The sequence below is a fragment of the Streptomyces sp. NPDC059695 genome, from assembly GCF_042733785.1.
Classification (GTDB): Bacteria; Actinomycetota; Actinomycetes; order Streptomycetales; family Streptomycetaceae; genus Streptomyces.
The window spans coordinates 1-22,429 of sequence record NZ_JBHWFF010000016.1 but is presented as its reverse complement, the minus strand read 5'-3'; the positions used below and the strand labels follow the sequence as shown (position 1 = coordinate 22,429).

Below are 22,429 nucleotides of genomic sequence, written 5' to 3'. Positions count from 1 at the left end.
CGGGACGCGCACCCGTGCGGGGACCGTGCGGACGGGCCGAGCACGCTGCGGTCGCGGGCGCTCCGAAGGATGATGGGTCCATGGAAGGGCTACCTTTCACTCCCCCCGCCGGGGCGGACGAAGGCGGGCCCCTCGGTCCGCCTCCGCTCGCTCTCGCCCTGATCACCGCGGGCGGTGTGCTCGTCGGGTGGAGCCGTGAAGCCGAGGCCCTCCTGGGATACGCCGCTCCGCAGGTACTGGGGCGCCGGGCGGCGGAGCTGCTCGTGACCCCGCAGGCCGATCGCGACGGACCGGAGGAGCAGCGACCGGATCGGCGGCCGCGGTTCCGTGGGGCACACGGCGCCGTCGTGGACGTGCGCCACCGCGGTGGACACTCCGTACGGGTGGCGGTGACGCTGCGACGTCTGACCCCGGACTCCGCCGCGGGCCCCGCCGACCGGACCCCCTCCGCCGTCCTCATGGCGGCCGAACTGGACGGACTCCGCTGGTGGGAGACCCGACAGGCGATGCTGCAGGGACTCGTGAACCAGTCGCCGGTGACACTGACCATCTACGGACCCGGCGCGCGCCTCCTGTGGGCCAACGCGGCCAGCGTCCGGGAGCTCGGCGGTGACCTCACCGCATCGCTGGGCCGCTCCATGACCGAACTCTTTCCCGGCGACGTCCTCACCACCGAGCTTCCGGCGTCGGCCGAGGAGTTCGTCCAGCAGATCCTCGAGACCGGTGAGCCGGTCATCGACGTGCACTTCCGAGGGCGCGCCCCCGCCGACCCGCGGCGTGAGCGCGTCTGGTCCTCGTCCTACTTCCGGCTCGTCGACGGCCGGGGAGAGCCCATGGGCGTGTGCGAGCAGTCGATCGACGTCACCGACCACTACCGCGCCCAGCAGCGCCTCGCGCTCCTCGCGGAGGCCGGTGCGCGGATCGGGGCGACGCTCGACCCGTCCGCGACGGCGGCCGAGCTCGCCGAGGTCGCCGTCGAGCGGTTCGCCGACGCCGTGCTGGTCGACGTGGCGGCGGAGGTGCTCGAAGGAGAGGATCCGAAGCCCGGCACGGCATCGGAGCTGGTACGCGTGGCGGATTCCCGCGGCGGACCCTCCCGGGTGGGCGAGCGGGCCGCGTACGCCGCCGGATCGGCGCAGGCCGAGAGCCTGGCGGAGGGCCGTGCGACCACGGACGCCGCGGTCCCGCCGACACGGCTGTACGTCCCGCTGATCGTGCGGGGGTCGCCCCTGGGCCTGGTCACCTTCGTGCGAGACGTGGACTCGGAGCCCTTCGGCGACGGCGATCGCGCGGTGGCGGAGGAGCTGGCGTCGCGGACCGCCGTGTGCGTCGACAACGCCCGGCGGTACCGCCGGGAGCACACCGCCGCGTTCATGCTCCAGCGCAGCCTGCTGCCGCGCTCGCTGCCCGAGCTGAGCGCGGTCGAGGCGGCGAGCCGCTATCTGCCCGCCGACAGCCACCTCGGCTCCGGCGGCGACTGGTTCGACGTCATTCCGCTGTCCGGCGCACGGGTCGGACTGGTCGTAGGGGACGTCGTGGGCCACGGGCTGGAAGCCGCCGCCACCATGGGGCGCCTGCGCGCGATGGTGCGCACCCTGGCCGAGCTGGACCTCGCGCCCGACGAACTCCTGGCCCGTCTGAACGACCAGGTCGGCAGGGAGGCGCCGGAGCAGGACGGGCAGGGCCGAGGCGGCGGTGGCGCCGTCGGAGCGACGTGCGTCTACGGGATCTACGATCCGGCCTCCCGGACGAGCACCTGGGCGGCGGCGGGCCACCTGCCGCCGGCGGTGGTGCAGCCGCACGGCCCCGTGGGCTTCCCCCGTCTGCCACCGGGGGATCCGCTGGGCGTGGGACGGCTCCCGTACGAGAGCACGGAGGTGGCGCTCGCGGAGGGGAGCCTGCTCGTCCTGTTCACCGACGGCCTCGTGGAGGCCCGGGGGCAGGGCGCCGACGTGGGGCTGGGCCGCTTGGCGACGGTGATCGGCGACGAGCGGGGGGCGTCGTCCGAGCTGCTGTGCGCCCGGATCGTCGAAGAGCTCGTGCCGGACCACGTGCGGGACGACGCGACGCTCCTGGTCGTGCGCACCCGTGCGCTGGACGCACGCCAGGTGGCCGCCTGGGAGCTGTCCTCGGACCCCGCGCTCGTCGCACGCGCCCGTGCGATGGCCACGGAACAGCTGGGACGGTGGGGATTGGACGACCTCGCCTTCACCACGGAACTCGTGGTCAGCGAGCTGGTCACCAACGCGATCCGTCACGCCTCCGGCCCGATCGGACTGCGTCTGATCCGGGACCGTTCCCTCATCTGCGAGGTCTCCGACGCGCAGCACACCTCACCGCACGCCCGCTCCGCGGGCAACGACGAGGAGGGCGGACGCGGACTGTTCATGGTCGCCCAGCTCACCGAGCACTGGGGTACGCGCTATCTGCCGACGGGCAAGACGATCTGGGCGGAACAGGCCCTGCCCGCCCCGTGACGGCCCCGCGCCGTCGGCCGTCGCGGGCGGGCACGGCTCACGGCGTGCGCAGGCGTACGGCCAGGGCGGCGATGTCGTCGTCGAGGCTGCCCCTGCTGTGCCGGAGCAGGTCGTGGTGCAGGGCCGTGAGCAGATCACGGGGAGGGGTGGGGGGCTGCCGCCGCATCCACGCGGTCAACGGGAAGAACTCACCGTCCCGGGCGCGGGTCTCCGCGATCCCGTCCGTGTACAGGAGGAGGAGTTCGCCCGGAACGAAGTCGAAGGCGTCCGCACGGTACTGGTCGCCGATCAGTTCGGCGAGGCTGAGCAGAGGGGAGGGGACGGACGGTTCGAGGACGCGCACGCGCCGGCGGCTGTGGACCAGGGGCGGGGGGTGCCCGCAGTTGACGATGCTGATGCGGCCGCCCCGCTCCGGGATCTCGACGAGCAGCGCGGTGGCGAAGCGTTCCATCGGCGCCTCGGGCGGATGGGCGGCGTTGTGCCGGGCGCAGCTGGCGTCGAGCCTGCGGGCGACGTCGGTCAGGGACGCCTCGCCGTGCGCCGCCTCCCGGAAGGCGTTGACGATCGCCGCGGCCGCTCCGACGGCGGGCAGGCCCTTGCCCCGCACGTCGCCGATGAGCAGCCGCACCCCGTACGGGGTGTCGATCACCTCGTAGAAGTCGCCGCCGATCCGGGCCTCCGCGGCGGCCGCGAGGTACAGCGACTCGATCTCGACGTTCCGGAAGCGGTGCGGCAGGGGCCGCAGCACCACCTGCTGGGCCGCGTCGGCGACGAGCCGCACCTGGAACAGCGTGCGCTCCCGCTGGAGCCGGACGTGGCTCCCGTACGCGGCGGCGACGGTGACCGCGACGATCCCCCCGCACGTCCACCAGGTTCCGAGATCGGGGAAGACGAGGCTGAGGCCGATCATCAGAAGGAGGCAGACGGTCCCGAGGAGGACGGTCGGGAGGACCGGCCACATGGAGGCGGCCAGAGCGGGTGCCGCCGGCAGGAGGCGGCTGAAGGCCAGCTCCGGCGGAGTGGCGTAGGCCAGCCCGGCGATCACGACGGTCAGAATCACCGGCGACAGCCGCACGAGCCTGCCGTAGCCGTAGCTCCGAAGGCGCCAGGGCCGTCCGGACTCGATCATGAATCCCAGCGTATCCGTGAGAGGCCCGCTCAGCGATGTGACATCGCAGGAGGAGGGCGGTCACGGAGCGTGCCGTCGAGCGTCCGTGCCGAGGAGGCAGGGAGATCCGGGACGCGCCCCGCCGCCCGTCACCGCTGCGCGCGGCGGCGGGCGATGAACAGGCCGAGGACGATGCCGACGAGGAGAGTGACGGTGAGGACGATCCAGAGGGGGAGCGTGACCGTCGGCACCCACAGTCTGATGGTCACGGACCCGGTGTTCACCGCGATGAACCAGATCGCCAGGGCGGCCAGGACCAGGAAGGCGAGGGTGCGCAGCCGCAAGTCCCGACCCTTGACCGTCACCGTGGACGGACCGTATGCCTTGTCTGCGGTATTTCGGGGCATGTCACCCATTATCGGTGCGCGGGGTCGTGCGGTCGACCGGGGCCTCGGCGCTGCCCCCGACCCGAGACGTCAGGGCGAGCAGGGCGGGCAGGTCCGCGAAGGAATCGAGGACATGGTCGGGTGCGCCGGGGGCGGCGCGGTGCGTCTCCGGCAGGTACTTGCCCGTCCTGACCAGCACACCGGTGATGCCGGACCGCTGCGCGGCCAGGACGTCGGATGCGATGTCGTCGCCGATCATCAGCGTCTCGGCCGCGTCGACGCCGAGATGGGCGAGGGCGCTCGCGAAGAACGCGGGGTCCGGTTTGCCCGTCACCTCGGCGCGGGTGCGGGCCGCCTTCTCGAGCCCCTCCAGGAAGGCCCCGGTGTCCAGGTCGAGACCCCCTTCGGTGGCCCAGTACAGATTGCGGTGCATCGCCACCAGCCGTGCCCCCCGCTGCAGTTGACGGAAGACCCGGTTGAGGGCGTCGTAACCGAAGTCGGTCCCGGCGCCGCCGAGGACGACGACGTCGGCGTCCCCCTCCTCGACGAGCGTGACGCCCGTCAGGTCGTCCCGTACGTCACCGCTGTTGAGCAGGAGGCAGCGCGCACCGGGAAACCGCTCGCGCAGATACGCAGCCGTGGCCGCCGGGGCGGTCAGGATGTCGCCCGCCCCGACGGGGAAGCCCAGACCGGCCAGGCGTGAGGCGATGACGGCCCTGGTGCGGGACGTGTTGTTGGTGACCAGCGCGACGCCGAGCCCCGCGTCCCGCAGCTCTTCCATGGCCGCGACCGCTCCCGGGAGGGCCTTCCAGGAGACGGTGAGGACACCGTCGATGTCGACTAGGACCGCTCGGATTCGTTCCATGCGACCGACGCTAGCCGCGGGGCCGGGCACCCGCCCTCGCCGCGCCGGGCGTCCCCGTGCCTGCGCCGGACGGGGTACTTCGGCGCCGTCGTCGCCCGCTGCGCACGCCGTTGTTCCGGGGACTCGGTAGCGTCGTGACCGGGTGCCCTCGCGCAAGGGCGCCCATCGGCGCCCCCTCCCGGGGCCTGTCGACGATGGCCCGAGGCGAGGAGAGCGGCATGTCCCGACCCGTCACCGTGGGAGTGGACGGCTCTGAAGGCAGCGTGGCGGCGGTGGACTGGGCCGCCGACGAGGCGGCGCTGCGCGGAGAGGGCCTGCGACTGGTGTACGCCACACGATGGGCGGAGCATCAGCTGGGGGCGATGAAGGTGTCGCACGACGATCGTGCCGGCGCGGCGGAAGGCGTGCTGGCCGAGACCGAGCGGCGCGTCGGGTCCCGGCAGCCGGGGCTCGCCCTGACCGCCGACGAGGTCGAGGACGCGCCCGTGAGCGTGCTGCTAGCCGCCGCCGCCGAGGCGGAGCTGCTCGTCGTGGGCTCCCACGGCCTGGGCAGCGTCCGCGGCTTCCTCATCGGTTCGGTGGGGCAGGAGGTCATCGCGGAAGCGGCGCGGCCGGTGGTCCTCGTCCGCCCCGGATCCGAGAAGGACGGCCCCGCGCCCGGGAGGAACGCCCCCGGGAAGGTGGTGCTCGGTCTGGACGTGAACGAGGCGAAGGACGAGCTCCTGCACTTCGCGTTCGACTTCGCCGGGCGTCACGCCGTCCCGCTGGAGATCGTGCACACGTGGCACGACTCCTTCGTCCACCACGCAGGCGCGGCCGCGAAGCAGGAGAGGGCGGCGGCGCTCGCCGACGCGGTGCGACCGTTCCGGGAGAGGTTCCCGGCGACGGAGGTGGCGGAGGTCTCCGCTCCGGGACGGGCGGCCGAGCACCTCATCGATGCCGCGTCGGACGCGCGCCTCGTGGTCGTCGGCCGGCGCAGGGCCGCCCGGGGCGCTCACATCGGATCGGTCACCCACGCCGTCATCCACCACGCCCCGTGTCCCGTCGCGGTCGTGCCGCACTCCTGACGGACGGGGACGCCGTACGTTCGGGTCGTCGAGCGTGATCCAGCAGCGATCAGGTCAGGCGCCGGAGTTGTCGACGAGCCCCACGACGTCGAGGAATTCGACGGTGGGCGGGACGCCGTAGATCCCGGTCACCTTCTCGACGATCTCCTCGGTGAAGAAGGCGCGGCCTTTTTCTTCGTCGTCCCAGAGGTAGAAGTTCCGTGCCCGGACTCCGTCCTCGTCGAGCATGAAGCTCTTGAAGCGGAGGCCGGCCATTCCCTCGAAGGGTTCGCGGAGCTCGTCGGCGATCTTCGCGAGAGCTGAGCGATCGAACGTGTCGGTCTGCGTGAAGGTGACGAGTACGCCGATCATCAGGATTCCCATCTGTCAGGAGCGAATGGGGGGACCGATGGATTCTTTTCGGCGGCGGATCTCCATTATATGGGACCGGAATTCCCGGCGATCGGGCCGAGAGCCGAACCCGCCTGTCAGCCGACGCGTTCCCTCGTACGAGCTCGACCTCATGACGGCGGGCGGGCAGCGCACCGGCCTGGACGCGGCATCGTCCGCGGTCGGGCCTGGTGGGGAGGGGCGGGCGTCGCATCGGCGGCCGCACGGACCCCGTCCTGCCCGTGCGGCCCGGGACGCCTGTGCGCACCGCCCTGCCGCGCCGCCCGGCCCTGTGCCCCGCGCACAGGGCCGGACGGGCCGCGGCGTCTAGGGTGCCGCCACTCCTCACGTCGGGGAATGCGTAGCCTGTGTCGAGGCCCGGAAGGACAGTCGATGAGCGCCATGAGAGAAACAGTTCCGAGAGCCGGGGAGCGCCCGCCCGGAGCGGGGGAGCAGGCCCGGACCGTCGGGTACTGGTTCGAGGCCATGCCCTTCCGGAAGGTCCACCTGCTGGCCGCCACCGCCCTCTTCATGGCCTTCGTCATCGAGTCGTGGGAGCAGCTCGCGCTGGTCTACGTCTCCGGGGACCTCGGTTCCGCGTTCGGCATCGACGAGGGGGCCATCGGCTGGGCCCTGTCCGCCGTGGCGCTCGGCATGATCCCGGGCAGCCTGGTCTGGGGTCCGGTGTCGGACCGGGTCGGCCGACGCGCGGTGTGCCTCTGGTCACTGGCGGCGTACGGCGTCATCGCCCTGGTCAGCGCCTTCTCCCCGAACTTCACCGTGCTCATGGTGACCCGGTTCCTGTCCGGTCTCGCGCTGGCCGGCATCTACACGGTGACCTTCCCCTACTTCCTGGAGCTGCTGCCCTCGCGGCTGCGCGGCCGGGCGGCGGTCTATCTGTCCATCGGCTGGCCGATCGGCGTGCTGCTCGCCGTCGCGGTCACCCAGCTCGTGGGCGGTCTCGGCTGGCACGTCGTCGCCGTCGCCAGCGGCCTGGCCGGCGCCTGGGTGTTCGCGATCCGCGCCTGGGTCCCCGAGTCGCCGTACTGGCTGGCCGAGCGCGGCCGCCACGCCGAGGCGGTGGCGGTGCTGCGCAGGCTGGGCGCCGACGTCCCCGAGGGCACGGTCTTCGCCTCCGCCGCGGACACCGGCACGGTGCGCGCGGGTCGTCCGCTCGACCTGTTCCGGGGCCGTCTGCTCCGCGTGACCGTCCTGATGCTGGTGGTGAACTTCGCCTTCAACTGGGGGTACTGGGGGCTGCAGACCTGGCTCCCGACCCTCCTCCAGGACAAGGGCCTCAGCATGTCGGCCAGCCTCGGGTTCGTCGCCCTCAGCGCGGTCTTCATGATCCCCGGCTATGTCTCCGCCTCCCTCCTGACCGGCCGCTACGGCCGCCGTAAGGTCTTCCTGCCGTACGTCGCGCTCGCGGCCGTCTCCGGAGTGGCCTTCGCCTACGCCGACTCGCTGACCAGCATGTACGTGGCGAACTTCGCCCTGTCGTTCTTCTGCCTCGGCGCCTGGGGCGTCTGGAACACCTGGAACGGCGAGTTCTACCCGACGGCCCTGCGCGCCACGGGCTACTCCTGGGCGACGGCGGCCCAGCTCGGCGCCACCTCCCTCGCCCCCTCCGTGGTCGGCTACCTGCTGGCCCGGGCCACCGGCTACTCCTCGACGATCCTCTTCATCATGGCCTTCCTCGGCGTGGCCCTGCTCTGCGCGGCCCCGCTGCCGGAGACCGAGGGCAAGGACCTCGAGTAGCCGTGAACGCCGCCGGTGGAAGGATGGGGGCGTGAGGCTCGGAATCGACGTGGGGCACGCCACCAGCACGGCGGTGCTCCTGGACCCGGCCGGCCGGGTGCTCGCGGAGGCCGTCGTCGACAGCGTGCCCCGCACCGACGACTGCCTCCGGCGGGCGCTCGTCGCGCTCGGCCCGGTCCCGGGACCGGTCGGGTCCGTCGCGGTCGTCACCGACCTGGCCCGCCGGCCGCCCCGGCCCCGTCCCGTCGCCGTCCTCCGGCTCGCCTCCGAGAGCCATGCCGCGCTCGCCCCCCTGGCCGACTGGCCCCTCCCGGCACGGGAGGCCCTCGGAGGACTCACGGCCGTCGTCACCGGCGGCAGCGCCGTCACCGGAAGCCCGCTCGGCCCGCTCGACCGGGAGGCCGTCAGGGCGTTCGCCACCCGGGCGCGGCAGGCGGGTGTCCGGGTCTTCGCCCTGTGCGCGGCCGGCGCCCCGGCGGGCCCCGGGCCCGAGCTGGAGGCGGCGGCGATCGTCACGGCCACGATTCCCGGCGCGGCGCTGAGCCTCTCGTACGAGATCGGTTCGGCCGGCCTGCGTGAACGCGAGACCGCCACCGCCGTCAACGCCGCGCTGGGCGGCTGGGCCGAGGAGCTCGTCACCGACTGCAGGGCCGTGCTCCGCTCCCTGCGGATCACGGCGCCCGTGTTCTTCGCCCGGGACGACGGCGGCCTCGTCTCGGGCGACTACTTCCTCCGCCATCCCGTGGTCGGCACCGCCCCCGCGTCGGGCTGCGCCGCCCGCGGCGCCCTGACCCGCACCGGCGTGGACCGTGCCGTGGTCGTCGACGCGGGCGCCCGGTCCGTCCGCTGCCTCGTCGTGCGCGACGGCGAACCGGAACGGTCCTCCCGACCCGTCCCGGGACCCTTCGGGGTGCGGCTCGCGCTCGGCGCCCCGGACGTCGTGGAGTCGGACGGCCGGGAGGCCGCCCGGTCGGTCTCCCGCCTGCTCGAACGGATCCCCGGCGCCGAGGTCCTGTACACCGGCGGCCGCGCCGAGGAGTGCGGAGCCCCGGCCGAGGCGGACGGACCACGGGACGGTTCCCCCGCCCCGTACGGCCGCGCGCCCCGGCTCACCGACGCCGCCCGCTACGCCGCCGGGGCGGACTGCCGCGTCGAGCTGGAGCAGGTGGTCTCCGCGGCGGGCCGCGCCGAGCTCGACCAGTCGCTCTCGGCCGTCCGCGACCACGCGCTCTCGCGCTGCGTCGCCGCCGGAGCGGCTCCGGGATCCGTACGGATCGAGGGCCTGGCCCACGCCCCCGTCGCGTACCTGCCCGCAGGTGTGCACCGCGTGACCGCGCGGGCCGTGGGCGCTCCGGCGTCGGGGGCCGCACGGTGACGGCGCGGGTGGCCGACGAGCCGGACCGGGCGCTGGACGTCGGCGACCTGGAACACCTCGCCGTCGGTGCGCGCGTCCTCGCCGCCGGGACCGAGGAGTCCGCCTACCGGGTGGCGCTCGACTGGGCCGCCGCGGAGCTCACCGCCCACGGTCCCGTCCGGCTGCTGTCCGCGGACCTGCTGCCCGGCACCGGGCTCTGCGTCGCGGTCACGCTGGCCGGGGCCTCGGCCGCCCTCTCCGAGCAGTTGCCCTCGGGGGAGGAGCCGGTCCGCGCCGTGCGTGCCGTCGAGCGGGTCGTGGGCCGGGCGGCGGAGGCCGTCGTGCCGCTCAACGCCGCGGCGGAGAACGCGCTCATCGCCCTGGTCACGGCAGCCCGCTGCGGTCTGCCGCTCGTCGACGGGGACGGGTGCGGCAGGGTGCTCCCCCTCCTGGAGCAGACCCTGTTCACCCTCGCCGGGGTCGCGCCCACTCCGCTCGCCCTCGCCACCCCCAGCGGCGACGTCGTGGCCGTGGAGTCCCCGAGGGGCCGCGTCGAGGACCTCGTCCGTCCCCTCGTGTTCGCCTCCGGCGGCTGGGCCGTGGCCGCGGCCTACCCGATGGACGGCGACCGGCTGGCCTCCTGCCTCGTTCCCGGGACCGTGAGCAGAGCGCTCGCCGCCGGGGCGGCCACCGGCCGGACGCGCTTCGCCCCCTGGCGCCCCCGCACGCTGTGCCGCGGGCGGATCACGGCGGTGGAGCAGTCGGCCGGCGCGTACGAGCACTTCGAGAGCCCCGCCGCCGGTGCGATGCCCCTGGTACCGCACGGCATCTCCCTGCCGTCCCGTCCGACGAGCGTGCTCGTCGAGGAGGACGAGGGGCTGCGGAGGCGGTTCCGCCTGGAGGCCCACAACGAGATCCTGCTGGCGCTCGCGGACGGCGCGCCGACGGCCTCGCTGCCCGACCAGATCCTCATGCTCTCCGCCGGTGACCGCACGGTCCTGGACGTGGAGCGCGCCCTGCCGGGCACCGCCGTCGAAGTCGTCGTCATCGCGGCGGCGGAGGCCTGGTACACCCCTGAAGGACGGGCCCTCGCCCGTACGGGAAGCGGAGGAACCGGATGAGCGGGACCGACGCGGGCTTCCGCCCCCTGACCCTCACCGAGCTCCTCCAGGACGGACCGCTCGCGGACATCGAGGTGTACGGTCCGGCCGACGCCGCGACACCGGTCACGGCGGTGCGGATCGTCGACCGGCTCGCCGCCCTGGACGAGGTGCGTCCGCGGAGCGCCGTCGTGCTCACCGCCGGTGCCGTGTCCGCCGCCTGGACGGTGGAGATGGCGCTGCGCAAGGCCTGGGAGCAGGCCGCCGCCTGCGTGGTGGTGTCGCGCGAGGCCGGTCTGCCCGGCTCGGTCGCCGAGCTCGCGGCGCGTCTCGACGTCCCGCTCCTCGTCGTGCCCGGCGATCCGCTGGACGCGGCCGTCCGGATCGCCTCGGCCGTCGCCCGGCCCGAGGCCGGCCGCACAGCCCTGGTCGCGGGCGCCGCCCGCAGGATCGCCGGCGCCGGGACCCGACCCGTACGGCTCGTCTCCGCGCTCCACGCGGTCCTGCCGTCCACCGACGTGGCCCTCACCACCCCGTCGGGCGACCTCGTCGCGGGCCGCGCCGGGGCACTGGACACCACGGGCCGGACCGCGCGGGTGTCCGTGGAGGTGCCCGGCCCCGACGGGGCACCCCTGGCCGTCCTCACGGCGGGATTCCGCGCCCGGCCCAGCGGCTGGGAGGCCACCGTCCGCGAGGTCCTCGGTCTCGCGGTCGCGCCGCTGACCGCCTGGGCGGCGACCGAACGCCTGGCGGCCGAACGCGCGGAACACCACGCCTCGGGTCTGCTGGACGAGCTCCTGGCCCGGTTCGGGAATCCGGCCGCCGAAGCCCCCGGTCCCGGCCGGGTGCCCGACGGGCCCGGTGGAGGAGAGGAGCCGGAGGAGGGCACGCACGATCCGCTGGTCGCCGCCGCGCTCGCCCTCGGCTGGCCGTTGCGGGGACCGTTCGTGGTGTACGCCGTCCGGCCGGACGGCCCGCCGGAGCCGGAGCGCCTGCTCGTCACCCGCTGGGCCCGTGCCGCCACGGGTGCCGGACCCCTGGTCCGGCACCGGGGCGTGTGGGTGGCCTGGGAGTCCGTGGCGGAGGAGGACGGGCCCGAGCGCGACCCGGTGGACAGGGCCGTGCGCCTGCTGCGGGCCGCCTGCGCGGAACCCGGTCTGCTGCCGCCGTCGGCCGGCGCGGTCGCGGGGCCGGTGTCCTCGCTCGACGGCCTCGGCCGGACCCTCGCCGACGCGGTGGCCGCGGTCGGCGTCGCCCGGACGGGCCGTGTCGTGCGCGCCGACCGGGTGGGCCCGGCCCAGCTGCTCACCGCGCTGCCCCGGGAGACGCTCAGGGGTCCGGCGCGGGCCCTGCTGGCACCCCTGCTCGACGCGGACCGGGACGGGGTGCTGCTGCGCACCCTGGCCGTCCTGCTCGACACGGGTGGTGCGCCCTCGATCGCGGCGGGCCGGCTCGGAGTCCACCGCAACACCGTGGCCGCGAGGCTGGACCGGCTGAGAGCACTGGGCTGCGATCCCGACGACCCGGGGCTCCGCCTGCCGCTGCACCTGGCGTGCCGGGTGCTGCTCGGCGAGACGGAGCCCGGGGCGTCGGAGGATCAGCGGTTCCAGGACGGGTAGTCGGCACCGGCGCGGCCGGGGCTCAGGACGCCCTGCCGGACGTCCTCGGCGACGGCCGAGGGATCCCGGTCGGCGGCGGGGCCGAAGCCGCCGCCACCGCCGCTCTCGCAGCGGAGCACATCGCCCTCCCGGACGGGCAGCGCGTTCACCTTCAGCAGCGCACGCGCGTCGGGGCGGCCCGGGTTGAGGGTGACCCGGGGCGGGGCTCCGGCCTCGCCGCCGAAGAGGCCCCACGCCGGGGTGTCCGACCGCTCCCACCACAGCGAGAGGTCCTGGTCGGCGGTGAAGCGGTACTGGCGCACCACGCCGTTCCCGCCCCGGGTGCGGCCGGCCCCGGCGGAGTCGGTCCGCATGGCGTACTCGTCGACCCGCACGGGGAAGAGGGTCTCCAGGACCTCGACGGGCATGTCGCGGAGCGAGCCGTTGACGTTGTTGATGAGACAGGACTCGCCGTCGCCGGCCGCCCAGGCGCCCCACCCTCCGACGGTCGCCTCCTGGGAGACGAACAGCTTGCCGGTGCGCGGGTCGAGACCGGTGAACTGCACGATCATCGAGTCGCCGTACGAGGCCGCGGCGGCCCGTTCGGGCACCGCGGGGGCGAGGGCGCGGACGACGAGGTCGATGACGAGACCGAGGTGGGAGTAGTAGTACTGGCAGGCGGCGGGTTCGATCGCGGCGAGCATGGAACCGGGCCGGGTGACCACGTCGAGCGGCTTGAACGAGCCTCCGTTCAGGGGCACGTCGCCGCTGACGAGAAGCTTGTAGCCGACCCGGCAGGCCGCGACGGTCTGCGCGGCGCCGCAGTTGACCGGTCCGGTCGCCTGGTCGGCGCACTCGGTCAGGTCCACGGTCATGCGGTCGCCGTCGATGGTGACGCGGACGGTGACGGAGAGCGGGGTTCCGAGATCGATGCCGTCGTTGTCGAGCCGACCGGTGGCCTCGTACACACCGTCGGGGACGGCGGCGATCTGCTCGCGCTCCAGACGCTCGGTCTGTTCGAAGATCGCGTCCCGGGCGGCGAGCAGGGTGTCCGTGCCCCACCGCTCGACGATCTCGGCGAGGCGGCGGGCGCCGGTCAGCGCACAGGCGACCTGGGCCCGCATGTCACCGAGCGTGGGCTGGGGGAACCGCACCTGGCGGGCGATCAGGTCATGGACGAGGACGCAGGGTTCGCCGCCCTCGTAGATCCTGAGGGGCCCCATGCGCAGGCCCTCCTGGTGGATCGAGGTGGAGTCCATGGAACCCCCGGGGTCCTTGGAGCCCATGTCGATCCAGTGGGCACGCGAGGCGGCGAAGCCCACGAGGTCGCCCCGGACGTGGATCGGGGCGTAGACGGTGACGTCGTTGAGGTGGGTGCCGCCGATGTACGAGTCGTTGAGGACCCAGACGTCTCCCTCGCGCCACACGTCCGTGCCGTACATGCGTTCCGTGGCACGGGTGCACTCCTCCAGGTTGCCGAGGAAGATCGGCAGCCCGGAGGACTGGCCGAGGACGTGGTGGTCGCGGTCGAGGAGGGCGACCGCGCAGTCCTTGGCCTCGTAGATCGTCGGCGTGTACGCCGAGCGGATCAGGGTGGTGTTCATGTCCTCCGCCGCCTGGAGCAGGGCGCAGCGGATGATCTCCGTGGTGACCGGGTCGACGGTGGGCCGGGACGCCGGGGTGGGGACGCTCATGCGGTGCCTCCGAGCTTGATGACGAGGAAGCCGTGCACGTCGACGGCGACGTGGGCGTCCGGCGGGACCACGGTGGTGGAGGTGGCTTCGACGATGATCGCCGGACCGTTGAACTCCGCCCCGGTGGGCAGGTGTTCGCGGCGCAGGACCGGCGTCTCGTGGCTGACGCCGCCGAAGAAGACCGGCTTGACGCGACCGGCCCACGGGTTCTCCCCGGGATCTGGCGCGTAACCGGCCGGGGTGCTGTCCGGCGAGGCTCCCAGAGCGGTGGTCCGCAGCGTGACGAACTCGACCGGGGCACCCGGAGTGGCGTGCCCGTAGCGGCGCTCGTGCTGAGCGGCGAACCGCGCGGACACCTCGGCGAGGAAGCCCTCGCCGGCCGGTTCGTCGACGCCGGACAGCGGCACGGTCAGGGTGTAGTCCTGGCCCTCGTAGCGCATGTCCACGGCGTGCTCGACCCGGCGCCGTTCCACGGGGACGCCCTGCTCGCCGAGGGCGGTGACGCCCCGCTCGGCCAGGGCGGCGAGCTCGGCCGACATCGCGGCTCCGTCGAGCGCGTCACCCGAGGTGAAGAACTGGCGGGTGAGGTCGCGGCGGACCTCGGTGCCGAGCATGCCCCAGGCGGAGAAGGCGCCGGGGAAGCGGGGGACGACGACTTCGCCGACGCCCAGCTCGCGGGCGATCTCCACCGCGTGCATGGGACCCGCGCCGCCGAAGGCGAGCAGGGTGAACTCGCGCGGTTCCCGTCCGTGCTCCACGGTGAGGGTACGGATCGCCTGGGCCATCTTCGCGTTGGCGACGTCGCAGATGCCACCGGCCAGCCCGACGGCGGTCAGCCCCAGCTCGGTGGCCAGTCCGCCCACCGCGCGGTGGGCGGCGGAGGGGTCCAGGGTCATGTGGCCGCCGGCGAACCACTCGGGGTCGACCCGGCCGAGCACCGCGTTGGCGTCCGTGACCGTCGGACGTTCGCCGCCCCGGCCGTAGCAGGCCGGGCCGGGGACGGCACCGGCGGACTCGGGACCCACCCGCAGGCCGCCCGCCTCCGCGTACGCGATCGAGCCGCCGCCCGCACCGATGGTGTGCAGGTTGACCAGTGGCATCAGGACCGGGAACCCGTCCGCCGTACCCTCGTTGGAGATGTCGGGGCGCCCGTCGAGGACCAGGGACACGTCGAAGGACGTGCCGCCCATGTCGACACAGATGGCGTTCGGCCGTCCGAGCAGCTCGGCCGCCGCGACCCCGCCCATGGTGCCGCCCACGGGTCCCGACAGCAGGGTCTGCAGCGGGTGGCGACGGGCGAACGAGGCGTTGACCACCCCGCCCGAGGACTGCATGACCTGCACCGGCACGCCCAGGCCGCGCTCGCCGAACCGCTGCTCGATCCGCCCGAGGTAGCGGCGGACGACCGGGCCGGTGTACGCGTCGAGGACGGCCGAAGAGGTCCGCTCGTACTCGCGCCACTCCCCGGCGACCCGGTGCGAGAGGACGATCATGACGTCCTCGCCGAGCTCCTCGGCGAGGATGTCCCCGGCCCGGGTCTCGTGCGCGGGATTGACGTAGCTGAAGAGGAACGAGACGGCGACCGCCGTGAATCCCTCCTCCTTCACGCGCCGGGCCACGGCCCGCACGGCGTCCTCGTCGAGCGGGCGGAGCTCCTCGCCGCGCCAGTCGAGCCGGCCCCCCGCCTCGGCGGTGTCCCGCCGCTCCACCAGCGGCAGCGGCTTGCGGTAGTGGAGGTCGAACATGCGGTCACGGTTGCCGCGGGCGATGTGGTAGACGTCCCGCATGCCCTCCGACATCAGCAGCAGGACCCGTGCGCCCTTGCGCTCCAGGAGGGCGTTGAGGCCCTGGGTCGTGCCGTGGACGAAGAAGGAGATCGCCGCGGGGTCGGACACCACCCGCTCCAGGGAGGCGAAGACGCCCTCCGCCAGATCACCAGGCGTCGTCGGCGCCTTCGCGGCCCGGTAGGCACCGCTCGTCTCGTCATAGGCGACGACATCGGTGAACGTCCCACCGATGTCCATGGCCACCCGGTATGTCATGCCGCCTCCCGGCTGTCTCGGGGAATGCCCGGACGCTAACGGCAGGCGGCGGAGCGGCGGCCGTGCGCGGCGCACAGGTGGGGGGCGCCCCTCGTGCGCGGTGCACACTCCGGCCGGTCAGGCCGGCACCCCGCCCGTCTGCCGGACGTCCTCGTGGAGGTGCACGATCCGCCAGGCGCCGTCGGCGCCACGCCGCAGGACCGCCGTGTTGCGGACCAGCTCCGGCCGCGTGTCCCGGCCCTCGGCGTCCGGGGCGAAGTCCACGCGCAGCAGGTAGCGCAGCACGGCCAGGTCGCCGAAGACGTCCACGACCGGCTCGGACGCGTGCAGTCCGCTCTCCTCGGGTCCTTCGCCCGCGGCGGGCCGTTCCTCCCGGATCCGGTCGAGGTCCCGCTTGCCGTGGAGCAGCGGCTCGGCGGCCGAGTCCCAGACGGTCGCCTCGGGGTCGAGGCGCGCGTCGATCCGGGCCCGGTCGCCCGCCTCGTACGCCTCGTACATCCCGGTGATGACCGCCCAGACGGCATCGGCGTCGGCGGCCGAGGCGCCGGGACGGGCCGTGGAAGGGAGTGGGGTGGACGCATCGGACACGGGGGACCTCCGGGGTCGGACTGGATTCCGGCGCGTCACTCTAGACGGTGCGCGACGTCGCCCCGACGGCCTCGTCCACTCCTCGGGTGATGGGCTTTTCGGATGAACGTCCCTTATCGTCCGTCACGACCGTGAAGCGCGGATTGTCACACGAGTATGACAACAGCGCATCAGATTCTTCCCCGTCAGATCGGCCACACCGCGACACGGATCCCGACGCGGCGCCCGGGGGAGCTGCCCGAACCGGGCGAGCGGCGCCGTCTGCGGGAGCAGTGGGGCCTGTCGACCCGTCAGGTGGCCCTCGCCTTCGGCGTGACACCCGCGACGGTGCGGTCCTGGGAGTCCGGCCGGTCCACGCCACGCGGCCGCCGCAAGGAGGCCTACGGCCGGTTCCTGGCGGGCTTGGCGCAACCCGGCGCCACCACCACCGCGCGGGGCCGGGGCCGGGACGGACGTCCGGCGGCAGAGGTCAGGAGTCCGTCCGTCACACCGGCCGGGGGAGCGGCACGCACGGTGCCGGGGACCGCTCCCGCGCCGTCGCCGTCCGCTGTCCCACGCCCGGCCGCTCCCCGTGCGCTTCACGTGGTCCACGTCGCCGGGCACGGGCCCGACCCGGTCGCGCCCGAGCGGATCCGCCGCCTTCGGCTGTGCGCCGTCGCGGCGTGCGTGTGGTCCCTCGCCCTGTGGGTCCTTCTCACCTGTCCGGCACCGCTGTAGCGGTGCCGGACAGGGCATGTGAACGCGGGTCAGACGATGCCGGTGACGGTCACCCGCACCACCTCCGGTGCCGCGGCGGCGGCCCCCGCGGCCGCCGCGCGGACGGCTTGGGCGGTGCGGGCGGCCTGCCGCTCGGCGCGGACCACGATCCGGATGTGCATCCCGGTCACCCTCCCCTGGGAGTCCCAGGTGATGCGCACCGCGGAGTCGGGTTCCGCGGCACCGAGGGCTGCGGGCGGCCGCACGCCGGAGGAGTGCAGCAGGGAACGCAGCCCCGGCCGCAGGCACGCCACGCCGGGAACGGCGAGGACGGCCTCGGTGACCGTGCGCGCGAGGGCCTGCGCCCGTCCGTTGCTCATGCTGTGGCCTTCCGAGGCTGGTCCGGCGGGTCGTGGAGATCGGTGACGGCGACATCGACCGCGGACACGGCCAGCCCGAGACGCTCGCGGGCGGCGTGCGCGAGGCGGTCGCGCACCGCGTCGGAGACGGTGCGCAGGTCGAGTCCGTACGCGACGCTGATCGCGACCCGGACGGCGACCGGTCCGCGTGCGGCATCGGCACGGCTGCCGGGCGGGGTGATGCGGCAGCTTCCGGCGCGGACCCCCGGCACCTCCTCCGCGGCCGCGCGCAGCGCCCGGGCCGCGACGGACTCGTAGATCCAGGTGTCCTCGTCCACCTCGCCGAGAGGCAGGTCCCGGCCGGGACGCAGTTCCATCCTGACCACGTCCATGACCCGGCGGACCAGGGCGGCCGAGTCGATCTCGGCGGGTGGCGCGGAGGTCGCGGGAAGGGCGGCGGCGCGGAGCCGCTCCAGGTCCTCCACCGCCTGCCGGCAGGACGGGCAGCCGGCGGTGTGCGGGTCGGGGTCCGGCCGGCCGGTCGTCTCCCACACCGAGGCCAGGTCCCTCCCGCACGCCAGGAGTTCGAGGCCGTCGTCCTCGGGAACGCGGTCGTCGTCCTCGGGAACGCGGTTGGTGTCCTCGGGAACGTTGCTGTCGTTCTCGGGAACATGGTCGTCGTCCTCGGGAACGCGGTCGTGAGGAGTGTTCATCGCCATGCGGCCATCGCCTCCGTCAGCATGCGCCGGGCCCGGAACACACGTGCCCGCACCGCCTCGGGACTGATCCCCACGGTCCGCGCGATCGTGTCGTAGGGCTGGGCCTCGATCTCCCTGAGCACCCAGCAGACGCGCTGCTCCGCGGACAGCGACCGCATCGCCCGGGCGAGATCGCGCACCGCCGCGTGCGACTCGGCGGCGCGGGCGGGTGAGGACTGGTGCTCCGGTGCGGCCGGCTCGGCGACCGCGTCGAGGTCGGCGGCGGGTCTGCGGGCGCGCAGCAGGTTCAGGCACCGGTTGGTGACGATGCGGTGCAGCCAGGTGCCGAACCCCGCCTCGCCCCGGTACTCGGGGAGACTGCGCCAGGCGCTGACGAAGGCGTCCTGGACGGCGTCCTCGGCTTCGGCGCGGTTGCCCAGGAGCCGCGTGGCGAGCTGGATCATGGGCAGGGAATGCCGGTGTACGAGCACCTCGAACGCCTCCTCGTCCCCTTCCGCCGCTCTGACGGCGAGCAGTCGGACATCGACCCGGGCCGCGTCCTCGCCCTCATGGTCGTCCGGGCCTCGACGCGCACTCAATCCGGGCTCCTTCCAGCCTCCGGTTCTTTGACACCGCGTGCCCCGGTTTCGTTACGCCGCACGCATCCGCACGTTCGTTCACCCGCGGAGGTCCGCCCGCGACAGCCCGGCACGGCGGGGACGGCCGAGTTCGGCGGTGAACTGCGCGCCCGCGAGGAGCGAGACGTTCGACAGCCAGAGCCAGATGAGGAAGACGACGAATCCGCCCAGCGAACCGTAGAGACGGCTGTAGGTGCCCAGTACGGCGGTGTACAGGGCGAATCCGGCCGACGCGCACAGCCACAGGACCGCGGCCAGGGTGCCACCGGGCAGGCTGTGGCGCCGGAGACGGGCGGAGGGGGGACCGGTCCGGAAGAGGACCACGACCAGGACCGCGACGAGGAAGAGCAGCAGCGGCCATCGGACGAGCGTCCAGACGAGGGAGACGCTGTCGTCGAGGTGGAGCGCGCTTCCGACGCTCTTGGCCACGGGGCCGCTGAGGATCAGGACGAGCGCGCCGACGACCAGGAGGACGAGCAGCACCAGGGCCGTCACGAGGATGCGGTGGGCCCTGCGCCAGGTGGAGCGGCGGTCCGGGACGCGGTGCATGGCGTGCAGGGCCCGGCGGAAGACGGCCAGGTAGCTGCAGGAGGACCACAGGGCGCTCGCGGCGCCCGCCGCGAGGAGGGTCCAGGCGGCGGAGCGCCGGTCCAGCGCCCGGCCGAGGAGCTCGTGCAGTTCGGCGCCGGACTCGCCCGGGGCGTAGTGCGTGACGTGGGCGGTGAACTGCTCGGCGGTGCCCGGGCTGACGAACGCGAAGGCCAGCACGGTGACGAGGAGCGCCGGGAGGATCGCCAGGATCGCGTAGTAGGTCAGGGCGGCGGCGGCATCGGTGACGTCGTCCTTCCACAGGGTCGCGGGGGTGCGGCGCAGCGCCTGCCACCAGTCGCGTGAGGTGGACGGGGCGGCGGCCGGGTGCCCGGGGGCGGACGGCCGGGTGTCAGCGGACATGCGGCGTCCGCCGGGTGAGGTGGCTGATGCGCACGCGGGTGCCGATCTCGTAGGGGGCGGCCGCCCGCGCGGCCTCGGCCGTGAGCGCCAGGAGTTCGGGGACGACCCGGTCCGGACCGGCTCCCGGCTCCAGCCACACCCGGAGCCGCAGGTGCAGGCGGCGTCCGCGGGTGTGGACGCGCGGCCGGCAGCGGCCGATTCCGGCGATGGTCAGCGCGCGCTGGGCGAGGGCCGTCTCCAGGGCCCGCCTGCTGAGGGCGCCGCCCGCTTGGGGCAGCGGGACCCGGGACCTCCGGCGGACGACGATCCGGCCCACTGCCCACCGGGCGAGAAGGAGCGTGACGAGGGTCCCGGCCGCGACGACGGCGGGGGTCCACCACCCGTGCTCGCGCAGCCCGGCCGTCGTCCGTGCTCCGAGGAAGGCGGAGCCGGGAGCAGGCCACCCCGACGGGAACCGTTGGGCGAGTGCCGTCCCGGCGCCGGCCAGCCAGGTTCCCCCCAGCAGGAGGGCGAGCCCGAAGACCGCGAGGACGGTGCGGTTGACGACCGTACGGGACTCTCTCACGCGGTCGCACCCTCCGGCTCGCCCGTCGCCGGGCCGGCCGGAGCCCGGCCGGCCCCGGAACCGTACGGAGGCACCGGGCCGGACGGAGCCCGGCCGGCCCCGGAACCGTACGGAGGCAGGGGCGGCTGCCAGGTGGCCTCGGGGACCAGGACCACCCTGCACCGCAGGGGGCGGCGCAGCCGACAGCGCTCCAGAGCGCGGTCGGCCGCGGCGACGGCCTGACGAAGGACGTCGTCCCGCTCCCCGAAGGCCAGCCGGGCGCGGGCGAGGACGCGGCGGCGGCGCACGCGGACGCGCACCGCGCCGAGGCCGTTCACCTCGCCGACCGCGTCCCGGACCAGCGCGGCCACCGCCGTCCGGTCCACCGCGACCCGCACGTCGGACGCGGTGGTGACGAGGGTCAGCCGCCGACGCCTGCCCGGGGTCACGGCGAGCGCGAGCAGCCACACCCCCAGGGCGACGGCGACCAGGGACCCGGTGGTGACGGCCGGATCACCGGGGCCGTGTCCGGACAGCCAGTCGACGGCGCGCAGCCGCCACGCCGCCGGACGGTGGTCCAGGACGTGGACCCGGAGGACGTCGGCGGTCAGCGTCGCGCCGACCGCCGTCCCCACGAGCAGCAGGAGGGCCGTCGGGACACGTCGAGCCGACCACCGGTACCGAGGTCCGGGACCCACCGCCTCGGGCGGCGGCACCGGCGCCGGCGCGGGAGCGCCGACCGCGAGCCGACTCACCGTCAGCCGGGGCGCAGGGACGTCCAGCCCGGTCAGCTCCCGGGTGCGGTCCGCGACGTGCTCCCGCACCTGACGGGCCGTCTCCGAGAGAGGAGCGGGATAGGGCAGCGCCACGCGCAGGGCCACACCGGCCCTGCGGCCGCGGACCGTCGCCGAGCCGCGCACCGCGCCCGCCAGCGAGGGAGGCAGCACCTCCCCGGCCGCCCGCTGCGCGATCTTCCGTACGGCCTTGTCCGCGATCGTGGTCGACCCCCGGTCGGCCGCCGCGGTCACCGCCTGCCCCGATTGAGCAACTCCCGCAGCTCCTGCGGCCGTCCGCCGCCGTCGAGCCACGCCCCCGCCCCGTATCCGGCCGCGCCGAGGACGGCGACCAGGACGAAGGCGGTGAAGCCGCCGAAGTATCCGGCGAACGCCAGGGCCATTCCGGCGATCATTCCGATGAACGCCCTACTCATGTTCTCCGCCTCTCTGCCGCGGGCCGCCCGGGGGACGGGCGCGTTCCCTCAACGCCTCACCGCCGGCTCCGTCACGCGACGCGGGAGTCGGCGGGCAGCTCCGGATCGTCGTCCTCGGGCAGACGCACGTCGATGACGGAGATGTTGACCTCGACGACCTCCAGACCGGTGATCCGCTCGACGGCCGCGATGACGTTCTCCCGCACGGCGGCGGCGACCTCGGTGATCGCGACGCCGTACTCGACCACCAGGTCCAGGTCGACCGCGGTCTGACACTCGCCGACCTCCACCTTCACGCCCCGGCCGACGTTCGGACGACCGCCCGGGACGCGGTCGCGGACGGCGCCGATGGTGCGGGACAGACCACCGCCCATGTCGTACACACCCGGGATCTCCCGTGCGGCGATGCCGGCGACCTTCACGACGACGACGTCGGCGATCGAGGTCTTCCCCCGGGTGGCGGCGGGCTCGTCCGCCCCGGTCGCGCCGAGGAACACCTCGGTCGTCCCGGCCGCCGGCCTCTCGGTCCTCGGGGAGGCGAGCGGCTTCGACACGGGGACCTGCTGCTGGACGGTCATGGTGTACGTCCCTTTCTCGGGGCTGATCGGCACTTCCCTCGTTGGACACCGCCGATCGACGGCTGTGACGCGCCTGCCCCGAGAAATCCCGTCGATCCGCCGCGGCCCTCCCCGACGTCGTCGCGCACCTCACCGGAGCGGCGGCGAGGAGTGCCGCCCGCCGACGGAGTCTTGCGCTCCCTCCGCCGGAGCGGGTAGATCTCAAGCATGAGCATGCCAACTCGAAAAGGCGATCCGTCCGGTCCTCCGGGACGCCCCCGCCCGCCCGCGGCCCCGGGGGCCCCGCCGGACCGCGGCGTGCTCGGCCAGCTGGGGAGCCTCGTCCGTATCCCCGCCCCCGCCCGTCGCC

At 74.4% G+C, this 22,429-nt stretch carries 22 protein-coding genes; 7 read left to right on the top strand and 15 right to left on the bottom strand.

Annotated features, from left to right (window positions below):
• Positions 1 to 80: 80 nt before the first annotated feature.
• Positions 81 to 2,477: a SpoIIE family protein phosphatase gene (locus ACFV2S_RS20855; protein ID WP_385561024.1), complete on the top strand. Its 2,397-nt coding sequence runs from the start codon at positions 81 to 83 to the stop codon at positions 2,475 to 2,477.
• 37 nt (positions 2,478 to 2,514) lie between these two features.
• Here the strand turns inward: ACFV2S_RS20855 and ACFV2S_RS20850 are convergent, their stop codons facing one another.
• The 3 genes from ACFV2S_RS20850 to ACFV2S_RS20840 all read right to left on the bottom strand — a co-directional run bounded on the left by ACFV2S_RS20850 (position 2,515) and on the right by ACFV2S_RS20840 (position 4,836).
• Positions 2,515 to 3,606 (bottom strand): PP2C family protein-serine/threonine phosphatase, encoded by a 1,092-nt coding sequence (locus tag ACFV2S_RS20850; protein ID WP_385561021.1) that lies wholly within the window; start codon positions 3,604 to 3,606, stop codon positions 2,515 to 2,517.
• A 128-nt stretch (positions 3,607 to 3,734) separates the two neighbouring features.
• A complete protein-coding gene (locus ACFV2S_RS20845) occupies positions 3,735 to 3,929 on the bottom strand; it encodes a LapA family protein (RefSeq protein ID WP_385561018.1) in 195 nt (64 codons plus the stop codon).
• Positions 3,930 to 3,993: 64 nt separating this feature from the next.
• Positions 3,994 to 4,836 carry a TIGR01458 family HAD-type hydrolase gene (locus ACFV2S_RS20840; RefSeq protein WP_385561015.1) on the bottom strand — a complete coding sequence of 281 codons (843 nt, stop codon included), beginning with the start codon at positions 4,834 to 4,836 and terminating at the stop codon, positions 3,994 to 3,996.
• A 218-nt stretch (positions 4,837 to 5,054) separates the two neighbouring features.
• On the opposite strand from ACFV2S_RS20840, the gene ACFV2S_RS20835 reads away from it, so the two are divergent.
• Positions 5,055 to 5,903, top strand: a complete 849-nt coding sequence (locus ACFV2S_RS20835) for a universal stress protein (protein WP_385561012.1) — start codon at positions 5,055 to 5,057, stop codon at positions 5,901 to 5,903.
• Between the two features lie 54 nt (positions 5,904 to 5,957).
• Here ACFV2S_RS20835 and ACFV2S_RS20830 read toward each other — a convergent pair whose 3' ends face one another.
• Positions 5,958 to 6,254, bottom strand: a complete 297-nt coding sequence (locus ACFV2S_RS20830) for a hypothetical protein (RefSeq protein ID WP_385561009.1) — start codon at positions 6,252 to 6,254, stop codon at positions 5,958 to 5,960.
• Positions 6,255 to 6,665: 411 nt separating this feature from the next.
• On the opposite strand from ACFV2S_RS20830, the gene ACFV2S_RS20825 reads away from it, so the two are divergent.
• From ACFV2S_RS20825 to ACFV2S_RS20810, 4 genes are read left to right on the top strand one after another with little or no spacing between them, the layout of a single operon-like run.
• Entirely contained in the window at positions 6,666 to 8,030 is a 1,365-nt protein-coding gene (locus ACFV2S_RS20825) for an MFS transporter (protein ID WP_385561006.1), read from the top strand.
• Positions 8,031 to 8,061: 31 nt separating this feature from the next.
• Entirely contained in the window at positions 8,062 to 9,405 is a 1,344-nt protein-coding gene (locus ACFV2S_RS20820) for a hydantoinase/oxoprolinase family protein (protein WP_385561003.1), read from the top strand.
• Between the two features lie 8 nt (positions 9,406 to 9,413).
• Complete coding sequence (locus tag ACFV2S_RS20815; RefSeq protein WP_385561001.1) at positions 9,414 to 10,505, top strand: DUF917 domain-containing protein; 1,092 nt, start codon at positions 9,414 to 9,416, stop codon at positions 10,503 to 10,505.
• Entirely contained in the window at positions 10,502 to 12,103 is a 1,602-nt protein-coding gene (locus ACFV2S_RS20810; RefSeq protein ID WP_385560998.1) for a PucR family transcriptional regulator, read from the top strand. Before ACFV2S_RS20815 ends, ACFV2S_RS20810 begins: the two co-directional genes overlap by 4 nt.
• Here the strand turns inward: ACFV2S_RS20810 and ACFV2S_RS20805 are convergent.
• From ACFV2S_RS20805 to ACFV2S_RS20795, 3 genes are all read right to left on the bottom strand, one after another.
• Positions 12,082 to 13,776: a hydantoinase B/oxoprolinase family protein gene (locus ACFV2S_RS20805; RefSeq protein ID WP_385560995.1), complete on the bottom strand. Its 1,695-nt coding sequence runs from the start codon at positions 13,774 to 13,776 to the stop codon at positions 12,082 to 12,084. The genes ACFV2S_RS20810 and ACFV2S_RS20805 overlap by 22 nt on opposite strands.
• A complete protein-coding gene (locus ACFV2S_RS20800) occupies positions 13,773 to 15,818 on the bottom strand; it encodes a hydantoinase/oxoprolinase family protein (RefSeq protein WP_385560992.1) in 2,046 nt (681 codons plus the stop codon). The genes ACFV2S_RS20805 and ACFV2S_RS20800 overlap by 4 nt, the downstream gene beginning before the upstream one ends.
• A gap of 117 nt (positions 15,819 to 15,935) precedes the next feature.
• Complete coding sequence (locus tag ACFV2S_RS20795; RefSeq protein WP_385560989.1) at positions 15,936 to 16,406, bottom strand: nuclear transport factor 2 family protein; 471 nt, start codon at positions 16,404 to 16,406, stop codon at positions 15,936 to 15,938.
• 156 nt (positions 16,407 to 16,562) lie between these two features.
• On the opposite strand from ACFV2S_RS20795, the gene ACFV2S_RS20790 reads away from it, so the two are divergent.
• Positions 16,563 to 17,123, top strand: a complete 561-nt coding sequence (locus ACFV2S_RS20790; protein WP_385560986.1) for a helix-turn-helix domain-containing protein — start codon at positions 16,563 to 16,565, stop codon at positions 17,121 to 17,123.
• A 29-nt stretch (positions 17,124 to 17,152) separates the two neighbouring features.
• On the opposite strand, the gene ACFV2S_RS20785 is transcribed toward ACFV2S_RS20790, so the two are convergent.
• The 8 genes from ACFV2S_RS20785 to ACFV2S_RS20750 all read right to left on the bottom strand — a co-directional run bounded on the left by ACFV2S_RS20785 (position 17,153) and on the right by ACFV2S_RS20750 (position 22,080).
• On the bottom strand, positions 17,153 to 17,482 hold the full coding sequence (locus ACFV2S_RS20785; protein WP_383788953.1) for a hypothetical protein: 330 nt from the start codon (positions 17,480 to 17,482) through the stop codon (positions 17,153 to 17,155).
• Positions 17,479 to 18,180, bottom strand: a complete 702-nt coding sequence (locus ACFV2S_RS20780; RefSeq protein ID WP_385560983.1) for an Asp23/Gls24 family envelope stress response protein — start codon at positions 18,178 to 18,180, stop codon at positions 17,479 to 17,481. The genes ACFV2S_RS20785 and ACFV2S_RS20780 overlap by 4 nt, the downstream gene beginning before the upstream one ends.
• Positions 18,171 to 18,758, bottom strand: a complete 588-nt coding sequence (locus ACFV2S_RS20775; protein ID WP_385560980.1) for an RNA polymerase sigma factor — start codon at positions 18,756 to 18,758, stop codon at positions 18,171 to 18,173. The genes ACFV2S_RS20780 and ACFV2S_RS20775 overlap by 10 nt, the downstream gene beginning before the upstream one ends.
• Before the next feature lie 78 nt (positions 18,759 to 18,836).
• The gene (locus ACFV2S_RS20770; RefSeq protein ID WP_385560977.1) at positions 18,837 to 19,748 is read right to left on the bottom strand and encodes a YihY/virulence factor BrkB family protein; all 912 of its coding nucleotides are present in this window, start codon (positions 19,746 to 19,748) and stop codon (positions 18,837 to 18,839) included.
• Positions 19,738 to 20,313, bottom strand: a complete 576-nt coding sequence (locus ACFV2S_RS20765) for a hypothetical protein (RefSeq protein WP_385560974.1) — start codon at positions 20,311 to 20,313, stop codon at positions 19,738 to 19,740. The genes ACFV2S_RS20770 and ACFV2S_RS20765 overlap by 11 nt, the downstream gene beginning before the upstream one ends.
• Positions 20,310 to 21,320: a DUF6286 domain-containing protein gene (locus ACFV2S_RS20760; RefSeq protein ID WP_385560971.1), complete on the bottom strand. Its 1,011-nt coding sequence runs from the start codon at positions 21,318 to 21,320 to the stop codon at positions 20,310 to 20,312. Before ACFV2S_RS20760 ends, ACFV2S_RS20765 begins: the two co-directional genes overlap by 4 nt.
• Positions 21,317 to 21,502, bottom strand: a complete 186-nt coding sequence (locus ACFV2S_RS20755; RefSeq protein ID WP_385560968.1) for a hypothetical protein — start codon at positions 21,500 to 21,502, stop codon at positions 21,317 to 21,319. The genes ACFV2S_RS20760 and ACFV2S_RS20755 overlap by 4 nt, the downstream gene beginning before the upstream one ends.
• Positions 21,503 to 21,573: 71 nt before the next feature.
• Complete coding sequence (locus ACFV2S_RS20750; RefSeq protein ID WP_385560965.1) at positions 21,574 to 22,080, bottom strand: Asp23/Gls24 family envelope stress response protein; 507 nt, start codon at positions 22,078 to 22,080, stop codon at positions 21,574 to 21,576.
• Positions 22,081 to 22,429: the final 349 nt, after the last annotated feature.